This window comes from Streptococcus hillyeri, from assembly GCF_041081565.1.
Classification (GTDB): Bacteria; Bacillota; Bacilli; order Lactobacillales; family Streptococcaceae; genus Streptococcus; species Streptococcus hillyeri.
The window spans coordinates 1,824,440-1,846,345 of record NZ_CP163513.1; the positions used below are offsets into that span (position 1 = coordinate 1,824,440).

At 41.3% G+C, this 21,906-nt stretch carries 26 protein-coding genes, 19 tRNA genes, 3 rRNA genes and 1 pseudogene; 8 read left to right on the plus strand and 41 right to left on the minus strand.

Annotated features, from left to right (window positions below):
• Positions 1 to 6: 6 nt before the first annotated feature.
• From AB6M99_RS08880 to AB6M99_RS08905, 6 genes are all read right to left on the minus strand, one after another.
• Entirely contained in the window at positions 7 to 282 is a 276-nt protein-coding gene (locus tag AB6M99_RS08880) for a hypothetical protein (RefSeq protein ID WP_369350582.1), read from the minus strand.
• Complete coding sequence (locus AB6M99_RS08885) at positions 279 to 1,496, minus strand: DUF1351 domain-containing protein (RefSeq protein WP_369350583.1); 1,218 nt, start codon at positions 1,494 to 1,496, stop codon at positions 279 to 281. Before AB6M99_RS08885 ends, AB6M99_RS08880 begins: the two co-directional genes overlap by 4 nt.
• Positions 1,496 to 2,293 carry a phage recombination protein Bet gene (gene bet, locus AB6M99_RS08890; protein WP_369350584.1) on the minus strand — a complete coding sequence of 266 codons (798 nt, stop codon included), beginning with the start codon at positions 2,291 to 2,293 and terminating at the stop codon, positions 1,496 to 1,498. Before bet ends, AB6M99_RS08885 begins: the two co-directional genes overlap by 1 nt.
• Positions 2,294 to 2,693: 400 nt before the next feature.
• Positions 2,694 to 2,822: a hypothetical protein gene (locus tag AB6M99_RS08895; RefSeq protein ID WP_369350585.1), complete on the minus strand. Its 129-nt coding sequence runs from the start codon at positions 2,820 to 2,822 to the stop codon at positions 2,694 to 2,696.
• A gap of 2 nt (positions 2,823 to 2,824) precedes the next feature.
• The gene (locus AB6M99_RS08900; RefSeq protein ID WP_369350586.1) at positions 2,825 to 2,974 is read right to left on the minus strand and encodes a hypothetical protein; all 150 of its coding nucleotides are present in this window, start codon (positions 2,972 to 2,974) and stop codon (positions 2,825 to 2,827) included.
• Positions 2,967 to 3,386 carry a DnaD domain-containing protein gene (locus AB6M99_RS08905; protein ID WP_369350587.1) on the minus strand — a complete coding sequence of 140 codons (420 nt, stop codon included), beginning with the start codon at positions 3,384 to 3,386 and terminating at the stop codon, positions 2,967 to 2,969. Before AB6M99_RS08905 ends, AB6M99_RS08900 begins: the two co-directional genes overlap by 8 nt.
• Positions 3,387 to 3,457: 71 nt before the next feature.
• On the opposite strand from AB6M99_RS08905, the gene AB6M99_RS08910 reads away from it, so the two are divergent.
• On the plus strand, positions 3,458 to 3,529 hold the full coding sequence (locus tag AB6M99_RS08910; RefSeq protein ID WP_369351213.1) for a pentapeptide repeat-containing protein: 72 nt from the start codon (positions 3,458 to 3,460) through the stop codon (positions 3,527 to 3,529).
• On the opposite strand, the gene AB6M99_RS08915 is transcribed toward AB6M99_RS08910, so the two are convergent.
• The 6 genes from AB6M99_RS08915 to AB6M99_RS08940 all read right to left on the minus strand — a co-directional run bounded on the left by AB6M99_RS08915 (position 3,519) and on the right by AB6M99_RS08940 (position 5,856).
• Positions 3,519 to 3,776 (minus strand): transcriptional regulator, encoded by a 258-nt coding sequence (locus tag AB6M99_RS08915; RefSeq protein ID WP_369350588.1) that lies wholly within the window; start codon positions 3,774 to 3,776, stop codon positions 3,519 to 3,521. The two genes, AB6M99_RS08910 and AB6M99_RS08915, sit on opposite strands and share 11 nt — an antisense overlap.
• 196 nt (positions 3,777 to 3,972) lie before the next feature.
• Positions 3,973 to 4,119 carry a hypothetical protein gene (locus AB6M99_RS08920; protein ID WP_369350590.1) on the minus strand — a complete coding sequence of 49 codons (147 nt, stop codon included), beginning with the start codon at positions 4,117 to 4,119 and terminating at the stop codon, positions 3,973 to 3,975.
• 148 nt (positions 4,120 to 4,267) lie between these two features.
• On the minus strand, positions 4,268 to 4,546 hold the full coding sequence (locus AB6M99_RS08925; RefSeq protein WP_369350591.1) for a DNA-binding protein: 279 nt from the start codon (positions 4,544 to 4,546) through the stop codon (positions 4,268 to 4,270).
• A gap of 62 nt (positions 4,547 to 4,608) precedes the next feature.
• Positions 4,609 to 4,929, minus strand: coding sequence for a hypothetical protein (locus AB6M99_RS08930; RefSeq protein WP_369350592.1), 321 nt, complete (start codon positions 4,927 to 4,929; stop codon positions 4,609 to 4,611).
• Positions 4,930 to 4,942: 13 nt separating this feature from the next.
• Complete coding sequence (locus AB6M99_RS08935; RefSeq protein ID WP_369350594.1) at positions 4,943 to 5,662, minus strand: phage antirepressor KilAC domain-containing protein; 720 nt, start codon at positions 5,660 to 5,662, stop codon at positions 4,943 to 4,945.
• Positions 5,659 to 5,856 carry a helix-turn-helix domain-containing protein gene (locus tag AB6M99_RS08940; RefSeq protein WP_369350595.1) on the minus strand — a complete coding sequence of 66 codons (198 nt, stop codon included), beginning with the start codon at positions 5,854 to 5,856 and terminating at the stop codon, positions 5,659 to 5,661. Before AB6M99_RS08940 ends, AB6M99_RS08935 begins: the two co-directional genes overlap by 4 nt.
• 189 nt (positions 5,857 to 6,045) lie before the next feature.
• Between AB6M99_RS08940 and AB6M99_RS08945 the strand changes: the two genes are divergently transcribed.
• A complete protein-coding gene (locus AB6M99_RS08945; protein WP_369350596.1) occupies positions 6,046 to 6,273 on the plus strand; it encodes a hypothetical protein in 228 nt (75 codons plus the stop codon).
• Here AB6M99_RS08945 and AB6M99_RS08950 read toward each other — a convergent pair.
• Genes AB6M99_RS08950 through AB6M99_RS08960 form a run of 3 tightly spaced genes read right to left on the minus strand, consistent with a single transcriptional unit; the run spans position 6,254 to position 7,213 of the window.
• Positions 6,254 to 6,481, minus strand: coding sequence for a hypothetical protein (locus AB6M99_RS08950; protein WP_369350597.1), 228 nt, complete (start codon positions 6,479 to 6,481; stop codon positions 6,254 to 6,256). The genes AB6M99_RS08945 and AB6M99_RS08950 overlap by 20 nt on opposite strands.
• A gap of 21 nt (positions 6,482 to 6,502) precedes the next feature.
• On the minus strand, positions 6,503 to 7,012 hold the full coding sequence (locus AB6M99_RS08955) for a hypothetical protein (RefSeq protein WP_369350599.1): 510 nt from the start codon (positions 7,010 to 7,012) through the stop codon (positions 6,503 to 6,505).
• A gap of 9 nt (positions 7,013 to 7,021) precedes the next feature.
• Complete coding sequence (locus tag AB6M99_RS08960) at positions 7,022 to 7,213, minus strand: hypothetical protein (protein WP_369350600.1); 192 nt, start codon at positions 7,211 to 7,213, stop codon at positions 7,022 to 7,024.
• A gap of 308 nt (positions 7,214 to 7,521) precedes the next feature.
• On the opposite strand from AB6M99_RS08960, the gene AB6M99_RS08965 reads away from it, so the two are divergent.
• From AB6M99_RS08965 to AB6M99_RS08980, 4 genes are all read left to right on the plus strand, one after another.
• Positions 7,522 to 7,875 (plus strand): helix-turn-helix domain-containing protein, encoded by a 354-nt coding sequence (locus AB6M99_RS08965; RefSeq protein ID WP_369350601.1) that lies wholly within the window; start codon positions 7,522 to 7,524, stop codon positions 7,873 to 7,875.
• Positions 7,876 to 7,881: 6 nt separating this feature from the next.
• The gene (locus AB6M99_RS08970) at positions 7,882 to 8,232 is read left to right on the plus strand and encodes an ImmA/IrrE family metallo-endopeptidase (RefSeq protein WP_369350603.1); all 351 of its coding nucleotides are present in this window, start codon (positions 7,882 to 7,884) and stop codon (positions 8,230 to 8,232) included.
• Positions 8,233 to 8,290: 58 nt separating this feature from the next.
• Complete coding sequence (locus AB6M99_RS08975) at positions 8,291 to 8,923, plus strand: hypothetical protein (protein WP_369350604.1); 633 nt, start codon at positions 8,291 to 8,293, stop codon at positions 8,921 to 8,923.
• 122 nt (positions 8,924 to 9,045) lie between these two features.
• The gene (locus AB6M99_RS08980) at positions 9,046 to 10,125 is read left to right on the plus strand and encodes a tyrosine-type recombinase/integrase (RefSeq protein ID WP_369350605.1); all 1,080 of its coding nucleotides are present in this window, start codon (positions 9,046 to 9,048) and stop codon (positions 10,123 to 10,125) included.
• Positions 10,126 to 10,171: 46 nt separating this feature from the next.
• Here the strand turns inward: AB6M99_RS08980 and AB6M99_RS08985 are convergent.
• The 5 genes and pseudogenes from AB6M99_RS08985 to AB6M99_RS09005 form a co-directional block, all read right to left on the minus strand.
• A tRNA-Ser gene (locus AB6M99_RS08985) sits at positions 10,172 to 10,258 on the minus strand.
• Positions 10,259 to 10,344: 86 nt separating this feature from the next.
• Positions 10,345 to 10,983 (minus strand): tRNA (guanosine(46)-N7)-methyltransferase TrmB, encoded by a 639-nt coding sequence (trmB, locus tag AB6M99_RS08990; RefSeq protein ID WP_121836046.1) that lies wholly within the window; start codon positions 10,981 to 10,983, stop codon positions 10,345 to 10,347.
• A 9-nt stretch (positions 10,984 to 10,992) separates the two neighbouring features.
• Complete coding sequence (gene ccrZ / locus AB6M99_RS08995; RefSeq protein WP_369350607.1) at positions 10,993 to 11,775, minus strand: cell cycle regulator CcrZ; 783 nt, start codon at positions 11,773 to 11,775, stop codon at positions 10,993 to 10,995.
• A gap of 54 nt (positions 11,776 to 11,829) precedes the next feature.
• The gene (locus AB6M99_RS09000; RefSeq protein ID WP_121836044.1) at positions 11,830 to 12,867 is read right to left on the minus strand and encodes an ABC transporter permease; all 1,038 of its coding nucleotides are present in this window, start codon (positions 12,865 to 12,867) and stop codon (positions 11,830 to 11,832) included.
• 1 nt (position 12,868) lies between these two features.
• Positions 12,869 to 13,647, minus strand: a pseudogene (locus AB6M99_RS09005) (ABC transporter ATP-binding protein).
• Positions 13,648 to 13,712: 65 nt separating this feature from the next.
• Between AB6M99_RS09005 and AB6M99_RS09010 the strand changes: the two are divergent.
• Together AB6M99_RS09010 and AB6M99_RS09015 are read left to right on the plus strand one after the other, a co-directional pair.
• On the plus strand, positions 13,713 to 14,132 hold the full coding sequence (locus AB6M99_RS09010) for an HIT family protein (RefSeq protein WP_121836042.1): 420 nt from the start codon (positions 13,713 to 13,715) through the stop codon (positions 14,130 to 14,132).
• Positions 14,129 to 14,428 (plus strand): hypothetical protein, encoded by a 300-nt coding sequence (locus tag AB6M99_RS09015; protein WP_121836041.1) that lies wholly within the window; start codon positions 14,129 to 14,131, stop codon positions 14,426 to 14,428. The genes AB6M99_RS09010 and AB6M99_RS09015 overlap by 4 nt, the downstream gene beginning before the upstream one ends.
• A gap of 833 nt (positions 14,429 to 15,261) precedes the next feature.
• Here the strand turns inward: AB6M99_RS09015 and AB6M99_RS09020 are convergent.
• From AB6M99_RS09020 to AB6M99_RS09120, 21 genes are all read right to left on the minus strand, one after another.
• Positions 15,262 to 15,333: transfer RNA gene (locus AB6M99_RS09020), tRNA-Glu, on the minus strand.
• Positions 15,334 to 15,347: 14 nt separating this feature from the next.
• Positions 15,348 to 15,421, minus strand: a tRNA-Ile gene (locus AB6M99_RS09025).
• Between the two features lie 33 nt (positions 15,422 to 15,454).
• Positions 15,455 to 15,525, minus strand: a tRNA-Gly gene (locus AB6M99_RS09030).
• Between the two features lie 4 nt (positions 15,526 to 15,529).
• A tRNA-Phe gene (locus AB6M99_RS09035) sits at positions 15,530 to 15,602 on the minus strand.
• Between the two features lie 13 nt (positions 15,603 to 15,615).
• A tRNA-Met gene (locus AB6M99_RS09040) sits at positions 15,616 to 15,689 on the minus strand.
• 12 nt (positions 15,690 to 15,701) lie between these two features.
• Positions 15,702 to 15,791: transfer RNA gene (locus tag AB6M99_RS09045), tRNA-Ser, on the minus strand.
• 15 nt (positions 15,792 to 15,806) lie between these two features.
• Positions 15,807 to 15,880: transfer RNA gene (locus AB6M99_RS09050), tRNA-Ile, on the minus strand.
• A gap of 26 nt (positions 15,881 to 15,906) precedes the next feature.
• Positions 15,907 to 15,980: transfer RNA gene (locus tag AB6M99_RS09055), tRNA-Met, on the minus strand.
• Between the two features lie 9 nt (positions 15,981 to 15,989).
• A tRNA-Pro gene (locus AB6M99_RS09060) sits at positions 15,990 to 16,063 on the minus strand.
• 3 nt (positions 16,064 to 16,066) lie between these two features.
• A tRNA-Arg gene (locus AB6M99_RS09065) sits at positions 16,067 to 16,140 on the minus strand.
• 15 nt (positions 16,141 to 16,155) lie between these two features.
• Positions 16,156 to 16,241 (minus strand) — tRNA-Leu (locus AB6M99_RS09070).
• 6 nt (positions 16,242 to 16,247) lie between these two features.
• A tRNA-Gly gene (locus AB6M99_RS09075) sits at positions 16,248 to 16,319 on the minus strand.
• 14 nt (positions 16,320 to 16,333) lie between these two features.
• Positions 16,334 to 16,406 (minus strand) — tRNA-Thr (locus AB6M99_RS09080).
• Between the two features lie 12 nt (positions 16,407 to 16,418).
• Positions 16,419 to 16,500, minus strand: a tRNA-Leu gene (locus AB6M99_RS09085).
• A 4-nt stretch (positions 16,501 to 16,504) separates the two neighbouring features.
• Positions 16,505 to 16,577 (minus strand) — tRNA-Lys (locus AB6M99_RS09090).
• A 2-nt stretch (positions 16,578 to 16,579) separates the two neighbouring features.
• Positions 16,580 to 16,652, minus strand: a tRNA-Asp gene (locus AB6M99_RS09095).
• Positions 16,653 to 16,671: 19 nt separating this feature from the next.
• Positions 16,672 to 16,744: transfer RNA gene (locus AB6M99_RS09100), tRNA-Val, on the minus strand.
• 28 nt (positions 16,745 to 16,772) lie between these two features.
• Positions 16,773 to 16,888 (minus strand): 5S ribosomal RNA (gene rrf / locus AB6M99_RS09105).
• Positions 16,889 to 16,971: 83 nt separating this feature from the next.
• Positions 16,972 to 19,871: ribosomal RNA gene (locus AB6M99_RS09110) — 23S ribosomal RNA — on the minus strand.
• Between the two features lie 159 nt (positions 19,872 to 20,030).
• Positions 20,031 to 20,103: transfer RNA gene (locus tag AB6M99_RS09115), tRNA-Ala, on the minus strand.
• 66 nt (positions 20,104 to 20,169) lie between these two features.
• Positions 20,170 to 21,718 (minus strand): 16S ribosomal RNA (locus AB6M99_RS09120).
• Together the 16S, 23S and 5S rRNA genes with 18 tRNA genes alongside form the textbook arrangement of a ribosomal RNA operon.
• Positions 21,719 to 21,906: the final 188 nt, after the last annotated feature.

Genomic DNA, 21,906 nt, shown 5'->3' on the forward strand with positions numbered 1-21,906 from the left:
TTCCTCCTAAAACGGTAATATCTCTATACAAATCCAATCACGGGCAACTTCCCAAACCTTGTAAACATAAGCATTGAGCAGGTCACTTTCTGAATGGCAGCCTGTTTTGTTCTTGACTTCACCGTTCCATCTCCGAAAAATTACTTCACCATCTCTATCGTGACCCTCCGGAAACTTCAAAAATATAGCTACACACTCATTTTTGTTTTGGTGGATAGCAAAATTGACACAGTGCCTTTTGCAAATATGCTCATCAATTACTTGCTTTACTTGTTTGCTCATAGTTTCGTCCACTCCCCGAGCTTCTCGACCTCAACACCATACTGCTCATATAACCCACCAGGCGCACCAAATTTTTTAGCAGTCTCCAAATCTGGGAAAATAATCTTAAAATCACCTTGCCATTTTGTAACGCTCTTATTCAGCTCTATTTTGCCCTCTACGGCGTTTTCTTGTTCAGTGGTATTATTTATCACCTTATCTGTTTGAGGTTTGTTTTCGCTTAATTCTGCCCCCTCAGACGTCATTTGAGTCAGTTCGGTTTGTTTCTGATGGATTTCTGCAGGTTTTTGAGCTATCTCAGCCTGCATTTTTTTAGAATCATCCATTAACGTCTCAAAGACAACTAGAGCAGTTTCCCCATCCTCTAGCAACTTAACGTATTTATCTGGTTGCAATCCTTCACGTTGTGCTAAGTTCTGTATCTCTTCCACGCGCTTAGACAGCTCTGCTTTACGCTTTTCTTCTTCGCGGACCTTGTCAGCTAGTGCCTTGTCATCTGCTATTGCCTGCAAGATATCGGATAGCTGCGCACCGCCCTCAAATCGTTTGATGTAACTTGCTGGACCAAAATCTGCTTTTGCAGCAGCTTCCGAAATCTGGACAAGCGCCTGCTCACGCTCTTGTTTTTTTGTAACTTCTTCGGCGACCAGCTCCTTGATAGTCTTTTTGGTAGCTGTATTAACCCGTACGTTATCAGCCATAAAGCACCCTTTAGCTGACATGGTATCAAACTGCGCCTCAAATAACCGAATATCAATGCATACACCTGTTTCAGCGATAGCTTCTTCAAAGGTCTTTTTGATAGTGTTTGCGCGTTTTTGACGTTCTATCTCCTCGTATTTTTTTACTCCCCTATCAATTTCATCACGAATTTTTTCGATAGGTTCGATTAGTCCATTCACCCACTCCTTGACTTCGTCAAGAGGCTTATTGTAGTCAGCTAACTGCTCAGATACAAAACCTTTTACTTGCTTTTGTAATTTATTGAGTTCTGCTCGTACCTTTGCATCAGAATCAAAGGTTTCTTCCGTGACTATATAGTTATCGTACTTCCGCTTGTACATCTCTAATGCCAACTCAAGTTTTTCTTTGCCATTGATTTTGATTTCAGCTGGTGTGTAATCAAAAGTAATTTTCAATTCAGATACATCTACCAATTTTTCAGCTGGCTTGATGTCGTTCAAATTCTCAAAAAGTGTAATGTCTTCACTCATTAGAATGGCTCTTCCTCACTTTCTAAAATTTCCCCAGTTTCGACATTGATAGGTGACTCATATAAAGGTGCGTCCTCTGCGTTCATTTTTTTAACCGGCTCATTTAGTTGTTGTTCTTGTTTCATCTGTTCAATCTGTGCCATTTTGCGTGCTCTGACCTCTTCTTGGGTTTCTTGTGGTGTTACATCTTTAGGTTCACGCAGTTCATCAGCCTCATACAGACCGCCCAATTCGTTCGGGAAGGCATTTCTTAAAGCTGTGACCATTGCAACCTTATGAATCATAACAGCCGGTTTCTCATCCCATGTATTAGCCTTTGTAGGTTTTCCATATTGATCAGTAGGACCATTCTTTCTGATCTTTGAGTTGTCGTACTCTGAAAAAGTAACTTCAGCTTTTGTTGGGTGATTGCGGTCTTTGCGATAGACAATCGCCCAACCACCGAGTATTTCAGCGCCTTTAGGAAGAAAAGCTCCTTCTGATCGTTCGATCAATCCATCTTTTTCGTAAATGATTCCAGAATCCATTCCGTCATATTGTGGATGTGCATCAGCTTTCTTCTGGAAAGCTTTTAGCGCTACCACAATATGAGCTGGTTGATTGCCATATTTGATAAAGTATATTTCTTTTGTGAACGGATTTAGATTTTGCACTTTAGCTTGTGCGATAAAATAAGCCAATTCTTCATCAGTCGCCGTCCCTTTAGGGTCTAGGTATTTTCTAACAATATTGCTGTTTAAAGATTGCGGATTTTCCAAGAAGTTTTTTTCCGCTATCTGAATATCTGTAACTGTCATAATTCTTCTCCTTTTATTTTTAAAACTGGTCAAACCAGCTCATGCTTAATAACCTGTTTGACTTCTCCACTCTTCATTCAAGACGTGTATCATTTCAGAACATGTCATTTTAAAAATTCGTACTTTGTCTTGGTGGGAACCATCCCAAATGTTACAGAGAATGTCCTGTCTTAGCTCGTTTTTCCATCGTTTGCGTTCTAGCCGTCGTTTCATCTCTTTCTCCTGTTCTTCGTATTCCACAACTCAGCTTCTAACTGAGTTCGTTTGCGACGTTCTTTTTTTAACTCTTGTTCTAGCAACGTGATCCTACAATCTTTTTCTTCGAGTCCGACAGCCATGTCACAACAAAGCTCTATATATCTCTGTCGCCAATAAGCGTCGCTGTCGTATGTCTCTCTACTTACCATTGCTCATCCTTCCAACGCTCGTAAGCTTCGTCTTCATTTTCAGCATCTTCGTGCACGCAGTAATCTGGCTCATTTGCTAGCCAGTCGTCATAGTCAAAAGTGCCAAACAATCCCTTAACCATAACTATAGACCTGCTTGTGCCAACGAAATTTCGATAGCTAATTGACCCATGGATAAGGTTAAAGCTTGTTTTTCAAAGTTGTCACTAAAAACTTGACCTTGTTCCAGGTATATCGACTTTAATTTTGCGACCATTTTGTTCTTGTTAACCATGACTTCCTCCTGTTTCGTTTAATTCTGCAAGTTTTCGCTCACAATCTGCTATTTCTTCTTCTGAGTCATCCGCCCATAGTTTCAACGCTGCAATCCAAAAACGGTAAAAATCAGCATCAAGCTCAACATTCTTCGTCTGCTGTTTTTCTCTTTCGCTCGCTTTTAACTGCTGGACTGTTGTAATTCCCCTTGATTTCATACGTCTTAGGACACCTGAAACGTAGTTCACGAAATATTTACCATTGCCGATAGCAATTCTTAGTGCTTCGTTAATGAGCTCCGGACTGTATCCTTCCTCAGTCACTAATTTTTGGATGTCTTCAATCTCGAACGGTGATAGCATTCTTCCGAAATTTTCCTCAAAATTTTCAAGCAGTTTTTTTACTGTAATTTTTTCTGCTATATTATTCATCACTACCACCACTTATTGTTAGTTAGTATTTATTTAATATTAGTTTTTATTGTTAGTTAGTATTTATTAGTGTGCGAAAATCTAACTTTAGAAAATCTAACTTTAGAAAATCTAACTTTAGAAAATCGCATTTTAGTCAGTGAGTTCTTTTTCTAGTTCTGCGACTAATTGACTAAAAACTTCGTCGCTAATCTTAGTATCTGAGCAAAAACGATAATGTTGCAATCCTTCAGAACGTCTTACGATTTTTTTGTATGTTCTAATGTAACCAGTCTCTTCTAGTTCTTTTAGCCCCGTCCTTACAGACGCTATGCTATCCTTATGCCGTCTAGCTAACTCCTCCGGATACACTCGCCACTCGTCGTTGTTTCTAAGTATCGTCAGCAACAATCCAACAGCTTTGTAAGATAGATTCTTGTCGTCTATAAACTCATTACTAACGCTTGTGTAGCTCCCTCTCAAAGTTTTGAAAGATGTACTGTGTCACTCTGCTACCTCCTCGTCTATGTAGTAAAACCAAGCAATCCGAACGATGTCTAAGATATGCTCAAAATTCCGTGTCGCTCTAAAGTTGCGATAGGATAATCTAATCTGATGTAGCATTGTCAAACACCACCTTTTCCAAGTTCTGCAAACGAGTCAAAATATCACTCGTATCATCAACTGTCTCAAACACAACTCTTTCAAGTCGGCTAAGACGTTCTAAAATACTATACACACTAATCGCGTTCATCACTCTACTCCCGTTTTAAACTTGATCAGATTTAAAAAATTATGCAATCCTTGCCATTCCTCGTGTTTTAAAGTTGTGTATGAGCTGTCGATATGACTGCTGATAGTTTCAAATGCCTTTTGTACTTTTTTCTTTCTGTTAAACATTTTTACGCTCCTGTTCTTTGCCAATTTTGGTGATACCACTCAATAACAGCATCACGAGGGTATTTCTCACGAGCATTGGCAATTCGTGGGAAATCTTTATGTACTAGAAATCTGATCTCTAATGTCTCAGGAGCAATCCCAAACATTTCAGCACATTTCTTTTTAGTGAGCTCTAATGGATACCTTGCTTTTTCGTCGCTGACATGTTGAACAACCAAAAGCATTCTATCCATCAATCCAGCTTGAAATTGATCTAATAGTTGATTCATAAGTTCATCCATGGTAGAATCTCCTTAGGTATATTTGTTAAGCGCATGTTCCCGCATGTGCTTTTTGTGTCCTCTCAAGCATATCCGCTTGTTTTAGCGTAGACTGTCCAAATTCCAGTGTCTAAATGACCGCAAGCGTAGATTGTTCCAGTCAAACCTGCTTCGTCAACTAAATAAAGGTTATCGGAAGGTTGTATTTTATCTTTATATTTTTTATAAATTTCTCCAAAAGTTGGAGTTTCGCACAAACTAAAATATTCAAGTTGCACCAAGTTTCCAAGCATGATATCGCCTGCCAAGAGATTCCCAACCTCGGTATGTACCGAAGCGTTATCGTCTACAATATCGCCAAGCCTAAGGTTGTTATTCCCACAACAAAAACCCTTAAAAGTCATTTGATTCTCCTTTCTATGCTGTCTCCTCTCCCAATAGCTTCTCAGCAAAGTATAATTGACCTTTTCCTGTGATTTTAGGGGTTTTACTTATACTGATGTGTCCATCAGCGTGATTGATTGTTGTCTCTTTAATCTCAAACAACCCCAAATCCATCGCTTTCTGTGTCGGCATGTTCCAGCTGTTACCTTTACGACCAATCAGATAGCCATTTGCACGCAACCATGCAAACATTCGATTTTGTCCAAAGTCCAAGCCGTTTTGACGCATGAGTTTTGCAAAGTCACCGACCAAAATTGAGGTATGGCTAGCTGACACTGCATCTGCAAAAATGACTTTAGGTTTTTGTTCCTCAATCTTCGCTTCAAGACTGACAATTTTCTTATCGGCAATAAGCAGAGCTCTAGCCATGATTTTCTCAGGACTGTTAAAGTCCTTTTCGACTTGGATAAAATACTGACGGACTTCTTTGCCTCGGTCGGTCCGTTGGATCATTGCAATCTCTTTTGCCATGTCAAGTTTTAGGATGTGGTCAACTTTGTTGTGTCCACCTCGTCCTGTTTGCTTCACAAAATTGTTAAGCAAAAAATCTTGATTTTCTGTAAAGCCATATTCAACCATTCTGTCAAACCACATTGAATATGGTGTCTTTACTCCCAGCGCTTCATGTAGCTGACGACCAGACACGACAGGCTCTTGGTTGTCGTTTAAATTTACTGTGATAATTTCGTTCATTTATTCTCCTCTCTAAATTCATCCAAGCTGACCTCTAAAGCGTCAGCAATTTTGACCACAGTGTCAAAATATAATCTTTTTGTTCGTCCTGCTTTAAGCGCAATCAAAACATTCTGTCCGATACCAGCCTTCTTACTGACTGCGTACATAGTTGTATCTTTCTCAGTGATTAATTGCTCAATTTTATCCCACATTTTATCTGCCCCTTTCCAGAAAACACAATATATTGTGTTTTAAAAAGTTATCCACAACTATATATTGACAAATAACTATATTTTAGTTACAATATAACTATGACAAATCAGTTCAAATTTGAAGAATCCTACCGCTTCAAACCTCCTTATGAATTGACAAGTCAAATAGATTGGAAAGGAGTTGTTAATATGGAAAATAACGAAATTTTAAGAAGTATCAATGATTCTATCAACGATAATTTTAATGTTGATAATCAACTTGTTGATTTTGTAGTGAACGAGCTAAACCAAATGAACACCGGATTAACTCAAGAACAAGCTCAACATCTATTTAACGTTATCGAATATGTTTCCAAAGCATCAGCTAAAAATGGAGCTGTCGCTGCAATCAACGCTATCAACTCGATAGCTGAATAGAACAGGTATCAATAGTCCCTGTTTTTATATTTTCAGAGTCTACAATTTGCGTAGGCTCTTTCTTAATGTCGCCGAATTCTATATCCAGCTCAATACCATTAAGTCGTTGAATTGCTTGTTCCAATTCTTCGGCTTTTTGTTTTACTTCATCAATTGCTAAGTTAAATTCTTCCAAACCTACTAGAGATGCTGAAATTTTAAAACTCATTCTTTCTTTCCTCCTATGCGGTTACTTTTGTCTAAGTATTTGTTGCAACTTCGACAACCGAACACTGTACCGTTCTAAAAAGAATTGCTTGAAATCGTTGTATGTCTCCAATGCTTCTCGAAATTCTTCATCATCTAATTCTTTGATCAGAGTCGCACCGTGTAAAGCTAAAGCTAGCGCCTTTAACGCTTCATGGATATTAGATGTATATAAGCTACTTTTTGAATGATAATAAGCGTTCTTAACCCTATTTAAATGCCTTGTTGTGGAATAGATGGAACTAGTGCTACCGATGTTATCGCTTATTCTCCCCGTTTCGTTTAACGGCATCGTATCATTAGTAAAACTGTTGTAGAAAGGCAAATGCATCTTGTTGTAAATGTCAGGATATAATCGATTAACACCCTCCAAATCGCTGTGATCTATCATGACTTCTCTAAAATCCCGTCTAGTTTTACAAGTTCTATTAGCTATTTCTCTAGCAATCAATTCCTGAAGCTCTGATTTACTGATTGTAATTACATCTTCCATCTCTTTCTCCTATCGAATCTTAAAATCTTCAATTACACGGGCGATAAAACGATTAGCCTGTGGATTTTTTAGTTTGCCGTTAAGAATGTTTGTAACATCTTGACGAACCATTCCATATTGGACAGCTAATGTTGTCATTGTCAGATTATTTTCTTCAAGATATTTCAAAATCTTTTGACGTCCACTCTCTGTGTCTGGCATAGTTTTCTCCTTTGATTTTTATTTGTAAGCGAAAGAGTTAGAAAATTTTATATAATTTCTTGACAGCTTACACCTTTTAGGGTAAAATCAAAGCATAATAAAAACAACGTTTAGAACACTTCTAATCAATTATAAATACAGTTTGGCGACCGTGTTATATTTAATTTTAGAATGTTTTTTGACTTCGTTTTTTTCTAACTCAATCATTTACAAAACATATTTTACACCTTTTGGGATAATAGGTCAACGATTTTACACCAAATTTGTTAAAATATTTTTTGGAATGCTCTGGAAAGGTTGATAAATCAATGTTTTCAACATTTGAAAAAATTAAAGAACTAGCAAAAAAGCAAGGAAAATCCCTTGGTTCAGTAGAAGAAGATTTAGGCTATGGCAGAAATACACTATATAAGATAAAAAATTCTACTCCTAACGCCGAACGTATTGCTGAGATAGCTAGCTACTTCAACGTCTCGACAGATTACCTGCTAGGACGTACGGACAATCCAAGGATTGCGACAGGCGGTGATACACCATCAGAAGTAGATTTAAAGGAATTAGCCAAGGAATCCTTCTTCTATGATGGTCACCATCTCAACGCTGAAGATATCGACTTGATTTCTTCGCTACTTGAGACACGAATAAAAAACAGACAGGACTGATGCTACATGACCCAAATTGCCTACTTTGATGGCAGAGACACCGGTATCAAGGGTGTCTATAATAAACCAATTGATACAATCTTTATTGACGTCTACCTTGACGACCTAGAAAAAAAGAAGGTCACTTACCACGAACTGGGTCACAAACATCATACCAAAACTGATTACGAGTTCAATCGTGAGCGTTGCGAACTCCAAGCAGACAGAAATATGATACACCATCTACTAAAGGAAGAGCTAGAAAATATGGATGATCATAAAGATTTTAACTACGTCCACTTTATGGAAAAATACAAACTAAAAACCATTGCAGATGAAGCAATAGTGAAAGAAGAATTTTATAAATTGGTAAACTAAAAATAAAAAAATACGTGTAAAAAATGAACCACGTTAAAAGCAAAAAAAGGAGATTGAAATGTTAGATTTTATTAACAATGTTGCTACAGCATTAGTTTTGGTTGGTTTATTCGGTATATGGTGGTTTATAAAAAAACAACCTAATACAAAAATGTTGCTAGGTTCAATAGCGCTAGCTATTATATCGTTTATTTTATTCGGAGTTACAAAAGATAATATCAAACAATCAAATGGGCAGGCTACACAAGTTACTTTAGAAACCACTACAACAGAAACAACAACGATCCCTACTACTACAACAGAAACAACAACTGTAGCAGAAACTACAGAAAGTAAGCTGTTAGAATATACCGATGAAGCAAACGCCCAATTTGCGAATTACCTAAAAGATAGAATGAATGAACAGCTTTCTTCAGCGGGTATGCAAGTAAACAGCCGAGCTGTCGGTGGCAACATTGTTTATGTATATGTTCCACAAGATATCAAGTATAGTACAAATGCAGAAATTCAAGAAATCGCTGATACATTATTTAATGTCAAGGAAAATCTATTCACTCAATGGATAATCGACAACGGTTATAGCATGGAATCTAACTCTCCTGCACTTTATGTAAAATCAGAAGACGATACTACTCTTGCTAAAGAAAGTGGTATTTTAAACAGAAAAATGAAACGTGAAATTGATAATTAAACAAAAAATCCCCACACTCTCCGCCGGCAAGCTTGAGTGTGAGGTATCTCGTACAATAAAGAATAGGCATTAAATGGCCCTCTTTACTGTACCCATTTTACCAAGAAATGAGGTATTTTACAATGGCATTTTATCGAAAACTAGACTCTGGTTGGGAATATCGTATTACTTACCGAGATATCCACGGTAAGAAACGTGAGAAGTCCAAACGTGGTTTTAAAACCAAGAATCTAGCTAAAGCTGCAGCTCAACAAGCAGAGTTAGAATTGAATACACTTACTGCTGATTTACTGGATATTACAGTCTTAGATTATAATAAACGCTGGGCTGATATCTACAAACGCCCTCATGTTACACCCAAAACATGGCAAACTTACAAAAAGAATTTTAAACACATAGAAAAATTGTTTGGTGATCGCAAGCTAAAAAGTATCACCCATACCTTTTATCAACAGATTATCAACAGCTTCGGGGAAAAAGTTGCTCAATCGACTTTAGAAAAATTCCATTACCAGATTAAAGGTGCTTGCAAGATGGCGATACGTGATGGAATCATTCGTGATAACTTTGCTGAAGGTGCAATAATAAAAGCACAAAAGACTGGTAAGCAAGAATCTGATAAGTTTATGGAAGAAGATGAATACCTTAACTATATCAAAGTATCTTCAAACAAAATCAAGTATGTATCCTATTTTACAACTTATCTCATTGCCGTTACTGGTATGCGTTACGCTGAAGCTGAGGGACTGACACCCGATGACTTCGATTTCCAGAACAACTACATTGATGTAAATAAAACTTTTGACTATTCTATCTCTCAAGACTTCGGACCAACGAAGAATGAACAATCAAAAAGACAACTTCCAGTCTCTCAAAAAACAATGGATATAGTCCGCTACTATTTGAATAACCATTATCAACCTAATGACCTTAATCGTGTCTGCTACGGAGCGTCCAATAACGCCACTAATAAGGTCATAAAAAGAGTGACTGGTAGAAATCTAACCAATCACTCTCTAAGGCACTCCTACGCCTCTTATTTAATCGCTCAGGGCGTGGATTTAATTTCAGTCTCCAAATTACTAGGTCATGAAAATCTTAACATCACCCTCAAAGTTTATGCTCACCAGATTGAAACACTGAAGAATAAAAACGATGACAGGGTAAAAGAAATTTTTCAAAACTTGAATTTTGACGGGTGAAAAACGGGTGAAACCCCGTTAAAGCCCATGAAATCAATAGGATAAAAGGAGAGGAGGGGATTCGAACCCCCGAGCCCCGTTAAGGACTACACGCTTTCCAAGCGTGCGCACTCGGCCACTATGCGACCTCTCCACCTTGGAGAGCTAAGCTCTCCCTTATTATAACATATTCAACAGTATGATCTGAATGATTTATTTCCCAAACACTGCATTTGATGCTTAAAATCTAGCCTCCACGCGGTAAATAACCTGACCTTTATCCGAGAATTTTTTCTCATATTCTGTCATAACATTTCCCTCAAAAGACTCATCAGCATGCAAGTCCAACCAGACCTTATTCAAAACCATACCATACTGAGAGAAACTTGCTAAACTGTATTCAAACAACCCTCTATTATCCGTTTTGAAATGAATTTCTCCATTTTCAGGAAGAATCTGCTTATAAGTGTCCAAGAATGTTTTGTAAGTCAAACGACGTTTTTCATGCTTGGTCTTAGGCCATGGATCAGAAAAGTTTAAATACATCAAACTCACTTCACCATCTTCAAAATAATTCGTCAAACTCGAACCATCAACGCGAAGCAACTTAACGTTTTGAGCACCGCTTTCCAGCACCTTATCCAAAGCATAGCTCAATACGGATAGCTGAATATCAATACCAATATAGTTAATATCTGGATTTTGAAGCGCCATTCCTGTGATAAACCCACCCTTACCAGAACCAACTTCGATATGAATCGGATTATCATTTCCAAAAACTTCATGCCAGCGTCCCTTAGAAGCCTCTGGCGTTAAAATCACATACTGAGAATGATTTTGTAAATGCTCTTCTGCACCCTTACGTTTTCTAACTCTCATAATCTCTTTCTAAAATAAATCCCTAAACTGACGTAATTCATAGATTTCGCGGTTGACATGCTCCATATCATAACCTTCGTAGAATTTTAAAATCTGTGATAAGTAAGACAGCTGCCCGTACCAATAAATCTTCTTTTTAACCAGGTCATTATTTTTATAACCATAGTAGCTCAGCCATTCTGCCCAACGACTATAAGGAATATAATGACTTAAAATATGAGCGACATCATACATACGATCTGTCAACCGTACCGAATCCCAGTCGACCAAATAAACAAGCCCACTTGTCGTAATAACCCAGTTGCTATGACGAACATCACCATGAACAATTGTCGCCAATTCAGGATTAAAATCAGGAAGATTCTTCTTTAACTCCGTTACGATTGACTGCAAATACGTATTTTGACGCAACTGCATTGGAGCATTCCTATCCCAATCTTGTAACAGCTCAAATGGATTTTCAATACTATAATTCAACTGTAACAATTGATTAACTAGGGCTTTTGAACGATGCAACTGTAAAAGAATTTGGGCAATCTGCTTACTATTCATATCTGCTTTATTTAAAAGACGCCCATTTAACCATTCCTGAGCACTCATCATGTCACCACCCGCCGTACGTTTTGCCCATAGCAATTGTGGTGTGATTTGTTCCTTAGCCAAAGCAGCCAAAATTGGTGTCGTATTTAATTTGACAAAAACACGCTCCCCATTAGGATACTCTCCCATGAAAGCCTGCCCACTTTTCCCCATCAATGGTTTTAAGGTTAAGTCTTTATCTGTAGTAATCACCTTAACCCTCCTTTTTACTAGTCATTCCTTATTATTTTACTTGTTTTCAAGCCTCTAGTCAATCATCTTCTTCACTTTATAGCGCAAATATCCCTCGACAAGGGTAATATTTAAACATAATAGCAGGGCAGCATACTTTGGATTACCAGCACAAGCCATTTCCACTACAGTTATCCCATAGATGAGGCGTCTTAAAAACAACAATAAGTTTCGCTTTTTAAGGTTCCCTGCAAGTGGGAAAAATGCTGTCATATACTGATAATCATAATGCTTATATAAAGCTAAAAGCTGAAAGGCTAAGAGATACGTGAAAAGAAAAGCTAGACCTACCGCTAACCAATTCACCTTCACAAAAAGCAAACTTAAAACAGCTAAAACGACGAGTCTAATTGTCAAACCCAGATAATCACCTGACCGCAAAAAAGCCCTCAAGTAAAGATTATGCCATGTCTGCGCTGACTGTTTAGCCACAACGACAGTTAATTTATCCAAATAAGCTCTTCGCTTCACTGCACTTGAAATACCTTTAACCGTCGTAAACAGAGCAAAAAATTTCAAAATAGACTGTTGCCGCTTCTGCTCAGCTACAATAGTAAGTTTCCAATTAAGCCTACCAGTCCCGCTAACAAAGTGATTTAGCTTATACTGAAAGATGAAAAACTTAAGTGTAACTAAAACAGCTACCAGAACAACAAATCCCCAAAGTGGAAAATGCAAGGCCACAAAAATAGGATACAAAACTAGCAAGAAAACAACTTGCAAAGCCCCCCATAGGATAAAAGAGCGTTGAGCTGCTTCTTTAATCCAGTCAACGATTTCACCCTCTTTTGCCAATACAAACACTTGGTCAGCCGGCTCTAAAAAAGTAGCGATAGTTCCTAATGGTAACCCACCTACAATCAAGACGGACAGAACCAAAATAAGTCCTAGAGGTTGAGTTGGAAAATGTTTCAACAACTGGCTATATTGAAATAGCAGAAAGCCAACTAAAAAAAGTAAAACAATAACAAAATGATCATTGAGAACATATTTAAGGTATTTGAGACATCGACTATGAAAAGCCTGTCTACGTTTCACAAACATTTCTTTCATCTCAAACCTCTTTAGTCAGCGCCATATAAATATCATTGAGCGAAGCACTATCATCGCCAAAAGTCTCTCGCAAATCAGATAAAGCTCCTTGAGCCCTAACCTCGCCCTTGTGCAAAATCACAAAACGGTCACACATCTTTTCAGCCGAATCCAAAACATGAGTTGACATCAAAATTGACGTTCCCTTTTTCTTTTCCTCATCCAAAAGGGCTATCAAATCATTGATTGCCAGTGGATCAAGTCCCAAGAATGGCTCATCAACAATCAATAAAGCGGGCTCTACAATAAGAGCACAGATAATCATAACCTTCGATTACCATTTTAAAAATTGGAAGTAGGCATAAAAGAAGTGGAAGAAACTTTTTGTTTCATCCCCTTAGAAAACTGCGTTGGAAACCAATCCAGTTTATCCGTTAAACGAAACGTTTCAAGCAGAGGCTCTGCTCGTTTTAAAGCAACATCTACAGCAATATCATAAGCCATAGCAATCGTTTCAATATGCTCACGCAGTGTCAACTCCTCATAAAGACTTGGCGTCTCGGGAATAAAACCAAGTTTTTTTCGATACTCAACCAAATTATCTGCCAAGGTCACACCATCAATCGAAATACGCCCCTCATATGGCGTTAACAGACCAATAATCTCATTAATTGTCGTTGACTTACCAGCACCATTAAGACCAATAAGTCCAACCAATTCACCATCTTTAACTTCAAAGTTTAATTTTTTCAATACAGGAAGATTAACGTAGCCCCCTGTCACGTTTTCAAGTTTTAACATTCATTTCTCTCATCTTTTTTGATATAATTGATTATACCAAAAATAGAGACATAAGGGGAAAACAAATGACAGATTGCATTTTTTGTAACATTATTGCTGGAGAAATTCCTTCATGTAAAGTATACGAAGACCAAGAAGTTCTAGCATTTCTAGATATTTCTCAAACAACTCCAGGCCACACTCTCGTCATTCCTAAAGAACATGTTAGAAATATCCTTGATATGTCAGAATCTACTGCAAGTGTCCTATTTTCACGTGTTCCAAAAATTGCCCGTGCCGTCCAAAAAGCTATGGATGCGCCAGCCATGAACATTATCAATAACAATGAACCTATTGCAGGACAAACCGTTTTCCATGCCCATGTTCACCTTGTCCCACGCTACAGCGAAAACGATGGCATTAACATCACATACAGCGTTCATGAACCAGATTTTAATATTTTAGGAAAAATGGCAGAGCAAATAGCCCAAGAGGTCCGAGCATGAAAGCAAAACCTTTTATTATCTCAAGCCTATTAGCAGCAGGCACTGTTCTACTCTTCTCAAAAAAAGAACAAATTCTCACCGAATTAAACAACACTAACGAAAACCTAAACCAATCAAAAGATAGCCTGACAAAAATCAAACAAAGTCTGTCCACCATTCAAGACCAAAAGCTTGTCCTCAAAGATATCACAAAAGACCTAAATTATAAATTCCAAGTCTTTAACAATGACCTGCAAGCCCACCTCAATGAAATACAAACTATCGCAAACAAATATCAAAAAACAGATAGCGAATAACTTTTAATCCGTTCAACCATAAAAAGCCCTTTGATCACTCCTTTTAAAGAATGATTAAAGGGCTTGCTTTTTTTATTGCACAAAACATTTTTAATACTCATCCAAAATCAAAATTAGCAGTTTAAGTAAAATAAAGAAGCAATAAATGGCTTGATTTACCAGAGCTCCTCTCGCCATGGTGGTATTCTTATTAGTGAAACTGTCCAGTGGACAGTTTTAGCCCAAGCTCAGAAATAAAAGAGCGAGGGGAATTGGCTTGATAAGAACGGATTTTTGGGAGAACTACAGAAATTGAAAGTCAATTTCGTAGTAGTTCCCCCGCAAGGATGATTAGGTTGGACGCTGTCTAGTAGTCGACAAGTACAGCCAATCATCTACTGCGAAAAAGAGGCTCAAAAAGTAGCAATGAAACTCCGTAGGAGGTTTTGATGTTGACTTTGTCAACTCTATTTCCCACCTCCAAAGGTCTCCCAGACCTTTGGAGCGTCCGCACCTTTTTAGAAAGAAGCAAAAAAAGTAACTTTTGATTTTTGTTAAGTATAAGTCAAAAAGCTAAGAATATTTCCTCGCTCATACTGAAATGCAAACAGAAAACCTTGCCAAAAATAACTTGAAAATAAGCTAATTTATAAGGTAACAATTTTCTCTTCACAACACCATTCGGTTATCGTTTTTCATGCAGCTCCAAACTTCCCCTACAAAGAATTTCGTCTCCTTTAGGGTATTATAATCACGGTCACCCTCTACAGTTGACAAAGAGCCACAAAGAACCTTCCCCTTTAAAAATAAAAAAAAAAACTAAAGTTATAAATAACCTTAGCTTTTTATTAAGATAGTCCGTACGGGATTCGAACCCGTGTTACCGCCGTGAAAAGGCGGTGTCTTAACCCCTTGACCAACGGACCATATTTAAAGACAATGGGCACGAGTGGACTCGAACCACCGACCTCACGCTTATCAGGCGTGCGCTCTAACCACCTGAGCTACGCGCCCAAGCTAATGCTTGGTTTATTTATTTCTAAATAAAGCGGGTGACGAGAATCGAACTCGCGACAACAGCTTGGAAGGCTGTAGTTTTACCACTAAACTACACCCGCTAAATGGCGCGAGACGGAATCGAACCGCCGACACATGGAGCTTCAATCCATTGCTCTACCAACTGAGCTACCGAGCCTAATTAATCTATATTGCGGGAGCAGGATTTGAACCTACGACCTTCGGGTTATGAGCCCGACGAGCTACCTAGCTGCTCCATCCCGCGTTAATAATAAAAAGGAGGATGTGGGATTCGAACCCACGCACGCTTTTACACGCCTGACGGTTTTCAAGACCGTTCCCTTCAGCCGGACTTGGGTAATCCTCCAAAATAACATATATATGGACCTTGTAGGACTCGAACCTACGACCGCTCGGTTATGAGCCGAGTGCTCTAACCAGTTGAGCTAAAGGTCCAAAGTCATCCATATTAAAATTAAAAATAGCGGCGAAGGGGATCGAACCCCCGACCTCCCGGGTATGAACCGGACGCTCTAGCCAGCTGAGCTACACCGCCATATTTTCATCGGGAAGACAGGATTCGAACCTGCGACCCCTTGGTCCCAAACCAAGTACTCTACCAAGCTGAGCTACTTCCCGAAATGCACCCTAGAGGAGTCGAACCTCTAACCGCCTGATTCGTAGTCAGGTACTCTATCCAATTGAGCTAAGGGTGCTCTATTAAATTTTGATGCCGAGGACCGGAATCGAACCGGTACGAAGGTTACCCTTCGCAGGATTTTAAGTCCTGTGCGTCTGCCAGTTCCGCCACCCCGGCGCCTCAAGCGAATGACGGGATTCGAACCCGCGACCCCCACCTTGGCAAGGTGGTGTTCTACCACTGAACTACATTCGCATCTCTTTGACTTATGCCGGCTACATGACTTGAACACGCGACCCTCTGATTACAAATCAGATGCTCTACCAACTGAGCTAAGCCGGCTTATATTTCCTATGCGGGTTAAGGGACTTGAACCCCCACGCCCTTCGGCGCCAGATCCTAAATCTGGTGCGTCTGCCAATTCCGCCAAACCCGCATCATGACCCGTGCTGGGCTCGAACCAGCGACCCTTTGATTAAAAGTCAAATGCTCTACCAACTGAGCTAACGAGTCTTCGGTCCCGACGGGAATCGAACCCGCGATCTTCGCCGTGACAGGGCGACGTGATAACCGCTACACTACGGGACCTATTAAGTTTCCTTAATCATGGGAGTTAACGGGATCGAACCGCTGACCCTCTGCTTGTAAGGCAGATGCTCTCCCAGCTGAGCTAAACTCCCAAAGGATTTGTTTGAATCCTTATGATTCGCTAAGCAACTACCCTATCTCACAGGGGGCAACTCCCAACTACTTCCGGCGTTCTAGGACTTAACTGCTGTGTTCGGCATGGGTACAGGTGTATCTCCTAGGCTATCGTCACTTAACTTCTTCTTGGATTATCCATCCAAAATTGAATACCTATATTCTATCAAGAAACCGCTACGCTGTCAATATACTTTCTTATTTCTAGGATAAGTCCTCGAGCTATTAGTATTAGTCCGCTACATGTCTCACAACACTTCCACTTCTAACCTATCTACCTGATCTTCTTTCAGGGCTCTTACTGATATAAAATCATGGGAAATCTCATCTTGAGGGGGGCTTCGCACTTAGATGCTTTCAGCGCTTATCCCTTCCATACATAGCTACCCAGCGATGCCTCTGGCGAGACAACTGGTACACCAGCGGTATGTCCACTCTGGTCCTCTCGTACTAGGAGCAGATCCTCTCAAATTTCCTACGCCCGCGACGGATAGGGACCGAACTGTCTCACGACGTTCTGAACCCAGCTCGCGTGCCGCTTTAATGGGCGAACAGCCCAACCCTTGGGACCGACTACAGCCCCAGGATGCGACGAGCCGACATCGAGGTGCCAAACCTCCCCGTCGATGTGAACTCTTGGGGGAGATAAGCCTGTTATCCCCAGGGTAGCTTTTATCCGTTGAGCGATGGCCCTTCCATACGGAACCACCGGATCACTAAGCCCGACTTTCGTCCCTGCTCGAGTTGTTGCTCTCGCAGTCAAGCTCCCTTATACCTTTACACTCTGCGATTGATTTCCAACCAATCTGAGGGAACCTTTGGGCGCCTCCGTTACCTTTTAGGAGGCGACCGCCCCAGTCAAACTGCCCGTCAGACACTGTCTCCGATAGGGATAACCTATCCGGGTTAGAGTAGCCATAACACAAGGGTAGTATCCCAACATCGCCTCATACGAAACTGGCGTCCCGTAATCAATGGCTCCTACCTATCCTGTACATGTGGTACAGATACTCAATATCAAACTGCAGTAAAGCTCCATGGGGTCTTTCCGTCCTGTCGCGGGTAACCTGCATCTTCACAGGTACTAAAATTTCACCGAGTCTCTCGTTGAGACAGTGCCCAAATCATTACGCCTTTCGTGCGGGTCGGAACTTACCCGACAAGGAATTTCGCTACCTTAGGACCGTTATAGTTACGGCCGCCGTTTACTGGGGCTTCAATTCAGATCTTCGCGTTACCGCTAAACCCTCCTCTTAACCTTCCAGCACCGGGCAGGCGTCACCCCCTATACATCATCTTACGATTTAGCAGAGAGCTGTGTTTTTGATAAACAGTTGCTTGGGCCTATTCACTGCGGCTGACTTTAAGTCAGCACCCCTTCTCCCGAAGTTACGGGGTCATTTTGCCGAGTTCCTTAACGAGAGTTCTCTCGATCACCTGAGGCTACTCGCCTCGACTACCTGTGTCGGTTTGCGGTACGGGTAGTGTATACTTAACGCTAGAAGCTTTTCTTGGCAGTGTGACGTCACTCACTTCGCTACTTAACTTCGCTCCCCATCACAGCTCAATGTTAGAGATATAAGCATTTGACTCATATCACACCTCACTGTTTAGCCCAGCTCTTCCATTCGCTGGGTTGAGTTAGCCTACTGCGTCCCTCCATCACTATATACACTAGTACAGGAATATCAACCTGTTGGCCATCGGATACACCTTTCGGTCTCTCCTTAGGTCCCGACTAACCCAGGGCGGACGAGCCTTCCCCTGGAAACCTTAGTCTTACGGTGGACAGGATTCTCACCTGTCTTTCGCTACTCATACCGGCATTCTCACTTCTATACGCTCCAGCGCTCCTCACGGTACACCTTCGTCGCCTATAGAACGCTCTCCTACCATCCCTTACGGGATCCACAGCTTCGGTAATATGTTTTAGCCCCGGTACATTTTCGGCGCAGGGTCACTCGACTAGTGAGCTATTACGCACTCTTTGAATGAATAGCTGCTTCTAAGCTAACATCCTAGTTGTCTGTGCAACCCCACATCCTTTTCCACTTAACATATATTTTGGGACCTTAGCTGGTGGTCTGGGCTGTTTCCCTTTCGACTACGGATCTTAGCACTCGCAGTCTGACTGCCGATTATATCTCGTTGGCATTCGGAGTTTATCTGAGATTGGTAATCCGAGATGGACCCCTCACCCAAACAGTGCTCTACCTCCAAGAGACTTAACATCGACGCTAGCCCTAAAGCTATTTCGGAGAGAACCAGCTATCTCCAAGTTCGTTTGGAATTTCTCCGCTACCCACAAGTCATCCAAGCACTTTTCAACGTGCCCTGGTTCGGTCCTCCAGTGCGTCTTACCGCACCTTCAACCTGCTCATGGGTAGGTCACATGGTTTCGGGTCTACGACATGATACTAATTCGCCCTATTAAGACTCGGTTTCCCTACGGCTCCGTCTCTTCAACTTAACCTCGCTTCATATCGTAACTCGCCGGTTCATTCTACAAAAGGCACGCTCTCACCCATTAACGGGCTCGAACTTCTTGTAGGCACACGGTTTCAGGTTCTATTTCACTCCCCTCCCGGGGTGCTTTTCACCTTTCCCTCACGGTACTGGTTCACTATCGGTCACTAGAGAGTATTTAGGGTTGGGAGATGGTCCTCCCGGATTCCGACGAGATTTCGCGTGTCTCGCCGTACTCAGGATACTGCTAGGTATAAAGACTATTTCAGATACGAGGCTATTACTCCCTTTGGCTTACCTTCCCAGGTAATTCTCCTATAATCTTTAAGTCCACGTTGCAGTCCTACAACCCCGAGGAGTAAACTCCTCGGTTTGCCCTCCTGCCGTTTCGCTCGCCGCTACTAAGGCAATCGCTTTTGCTTTCTCTTCCTGCAGCTACTTAGATGTTTCAGTTCACTGCGTCTTCCTTCTCATATCCTTAACAGATATGGATACTAACCATTAGTTAGTGGGTTCCCCCATTCGGACATCTCTGGATCTGCGCTTACTTACAACTCCCCAAAGCATTTCGTCGTTAGTCACGTCCTTCATCGGCTTCTAGTGCCAAGGCATCCACCGTGCGCCCTTATTAACTTAACCTTATTAACCTAATTCTTTCAAATTAGAAAACTCATTAATTCACAGCGTTTTCGGTTTATTTTCTTGTTACTATTCTTACAATTCAATTTCTTGAATCGTGGAATTTGATATAGATATTCAATTTTCAATGGACAATCCTTAACATCTCTTCGATGTTAATGGAGCCTAGCGGGATCGAACCGCTGACCTCCTGCGTGCAAAGCAGGCGCTCTCCCAGCTGAGCTAAGGCCCCACATCTGTCTCTTCCTGAGACCACTCAAAACTAAACAAGACGCTACAAGTGCTTCCATTTCCTTAGAAAGGAGGTGATCCAGCCGCACCTTCCGATACGGCTACCTTGTTACGACTTCACCCCAATCATCTATCCCACCTTAGGCGGCTGGCTCCTAAAAGGTTACCTCACCGACTTCGGGTGTTACAAACTCTCGTGGTGTGACGGGCGGTGTGTACAAGGCCCGGGAACGTATTCACCGCGGCGTGCTGATCCGCGATTACTAGCGATTCCGACTTCATGTAGGCGAGTTGCAGCCTACAATCCGAACTGAGATTGGCTTTAAGAGATTTGCTTACTGTCACCAGCTTGCCACTCGTTGTACCAACCATTGTAGCACGTGTGTAGCCCAGGTCATAAGGGGCATGATGATTTGACGTCATCCCCACCTTCCTCCGGTTTATTACCGGCAGTCTCGCTAGAGTGCCCAACTTAATGATGGCAACTAACAATAGGGGTTGCGCTCGTTGCGGGACTTAACCCAACATCTCACGACACGAGCTGACGACAACCATGCACCACCTGTCACCTCTGCTCCGAAGAGAAGTCCTATCTCTAGGACGGTCAGAGGGATGTCAAGACCTGGTAAGGTTCTTCGCGTTGCTTCGAATTAAACCACATGCTCCACCGCTTGTGCGGGCCCCCGTCAATTCCTTTGAGTTTCAACCTTGCGGTCGTACTCCCCAGGCGGAGTGCTTAATGCGTTAGCTGCGGCACTAAGCCCCGGAAAGGGCCTAACACCTAGCACTCATCGTTTACGGCGTGGACTACCAGGGTATCTAATCCTGTTCGCTACCCACGCTTTCGAGCCTCAGCGTCAGTTACAGACCAGAGAGCCGCTTTCGCCACCGGTGTTCCTCCATATATCTACGCATTTCACCGCTACACATGGAATTCCACTCTCCCCTTCTGCACTCAAGTTCCGCAGTTTCCAAGGCGTACATTGGTTGAGCCAATGCCTTTGACCTCAGACTTACGAAACCGCCTGCGCTCGCTTTACGCCCAATAAATCCGGATAACGCTCGGGACCTACGTATTACCGCGGCTGCTGGCACGTAGTTAGCCGTCCCTTTCTGGTAAGATACCGTCATAGTGTTAACTTTCCACTCTAACACCCGTTCTTCTCTTACAACAGAGCTTTACGATCCGAAAACCTTCTTCACTCACGCGGCGTTGCTCGGTCAGGGTTCCCCCCATTGCCGAAGATTCCCTACTGCTGCCTCCCGTAGGAGTCTGGGCCGTGTCTCAGTCCCAGTGTGGCCGATCACCCTCTCAGGTCGGCTATGTATCGTCGCCTTGGTGAGCCGTTACCTCACCAACTAGCTAATACAACGCAGGTCCATCTTATAGTGAGACAATTGTCCCTTTCAAGATGTTAACATGTGTTAACACCTGTTATGCGGTATTAGCTATCGTTTCCAATAGTTATCCCCCGCTATAAGGTAGGTTACCTACGCGTTACTCACCCGTTCGCAACTCATCCGTCTAGTGCAAGCACCAGACTTCAGCGTTCTACTTGCATGTATTAGGCACGCCGCCAGCGTTCGTCCTGAGCCAGGATCAAACTCTCATTAAAAGTTTGAGTTCTTAACTCACTGTTTTGTCATCGCTGACTTATTGTTTTTCTTGACAGGTTATTTTCACTAACCCGCACTTGCTTCGTCTTGTTCAGTTTTCAATGGACTTCTCCTAAGAGACAACTTCTATATTCTAGCAAATCTTTAATAACTTGTCAACTACTTTTTTTAAGTTTTTTTCAAGTCA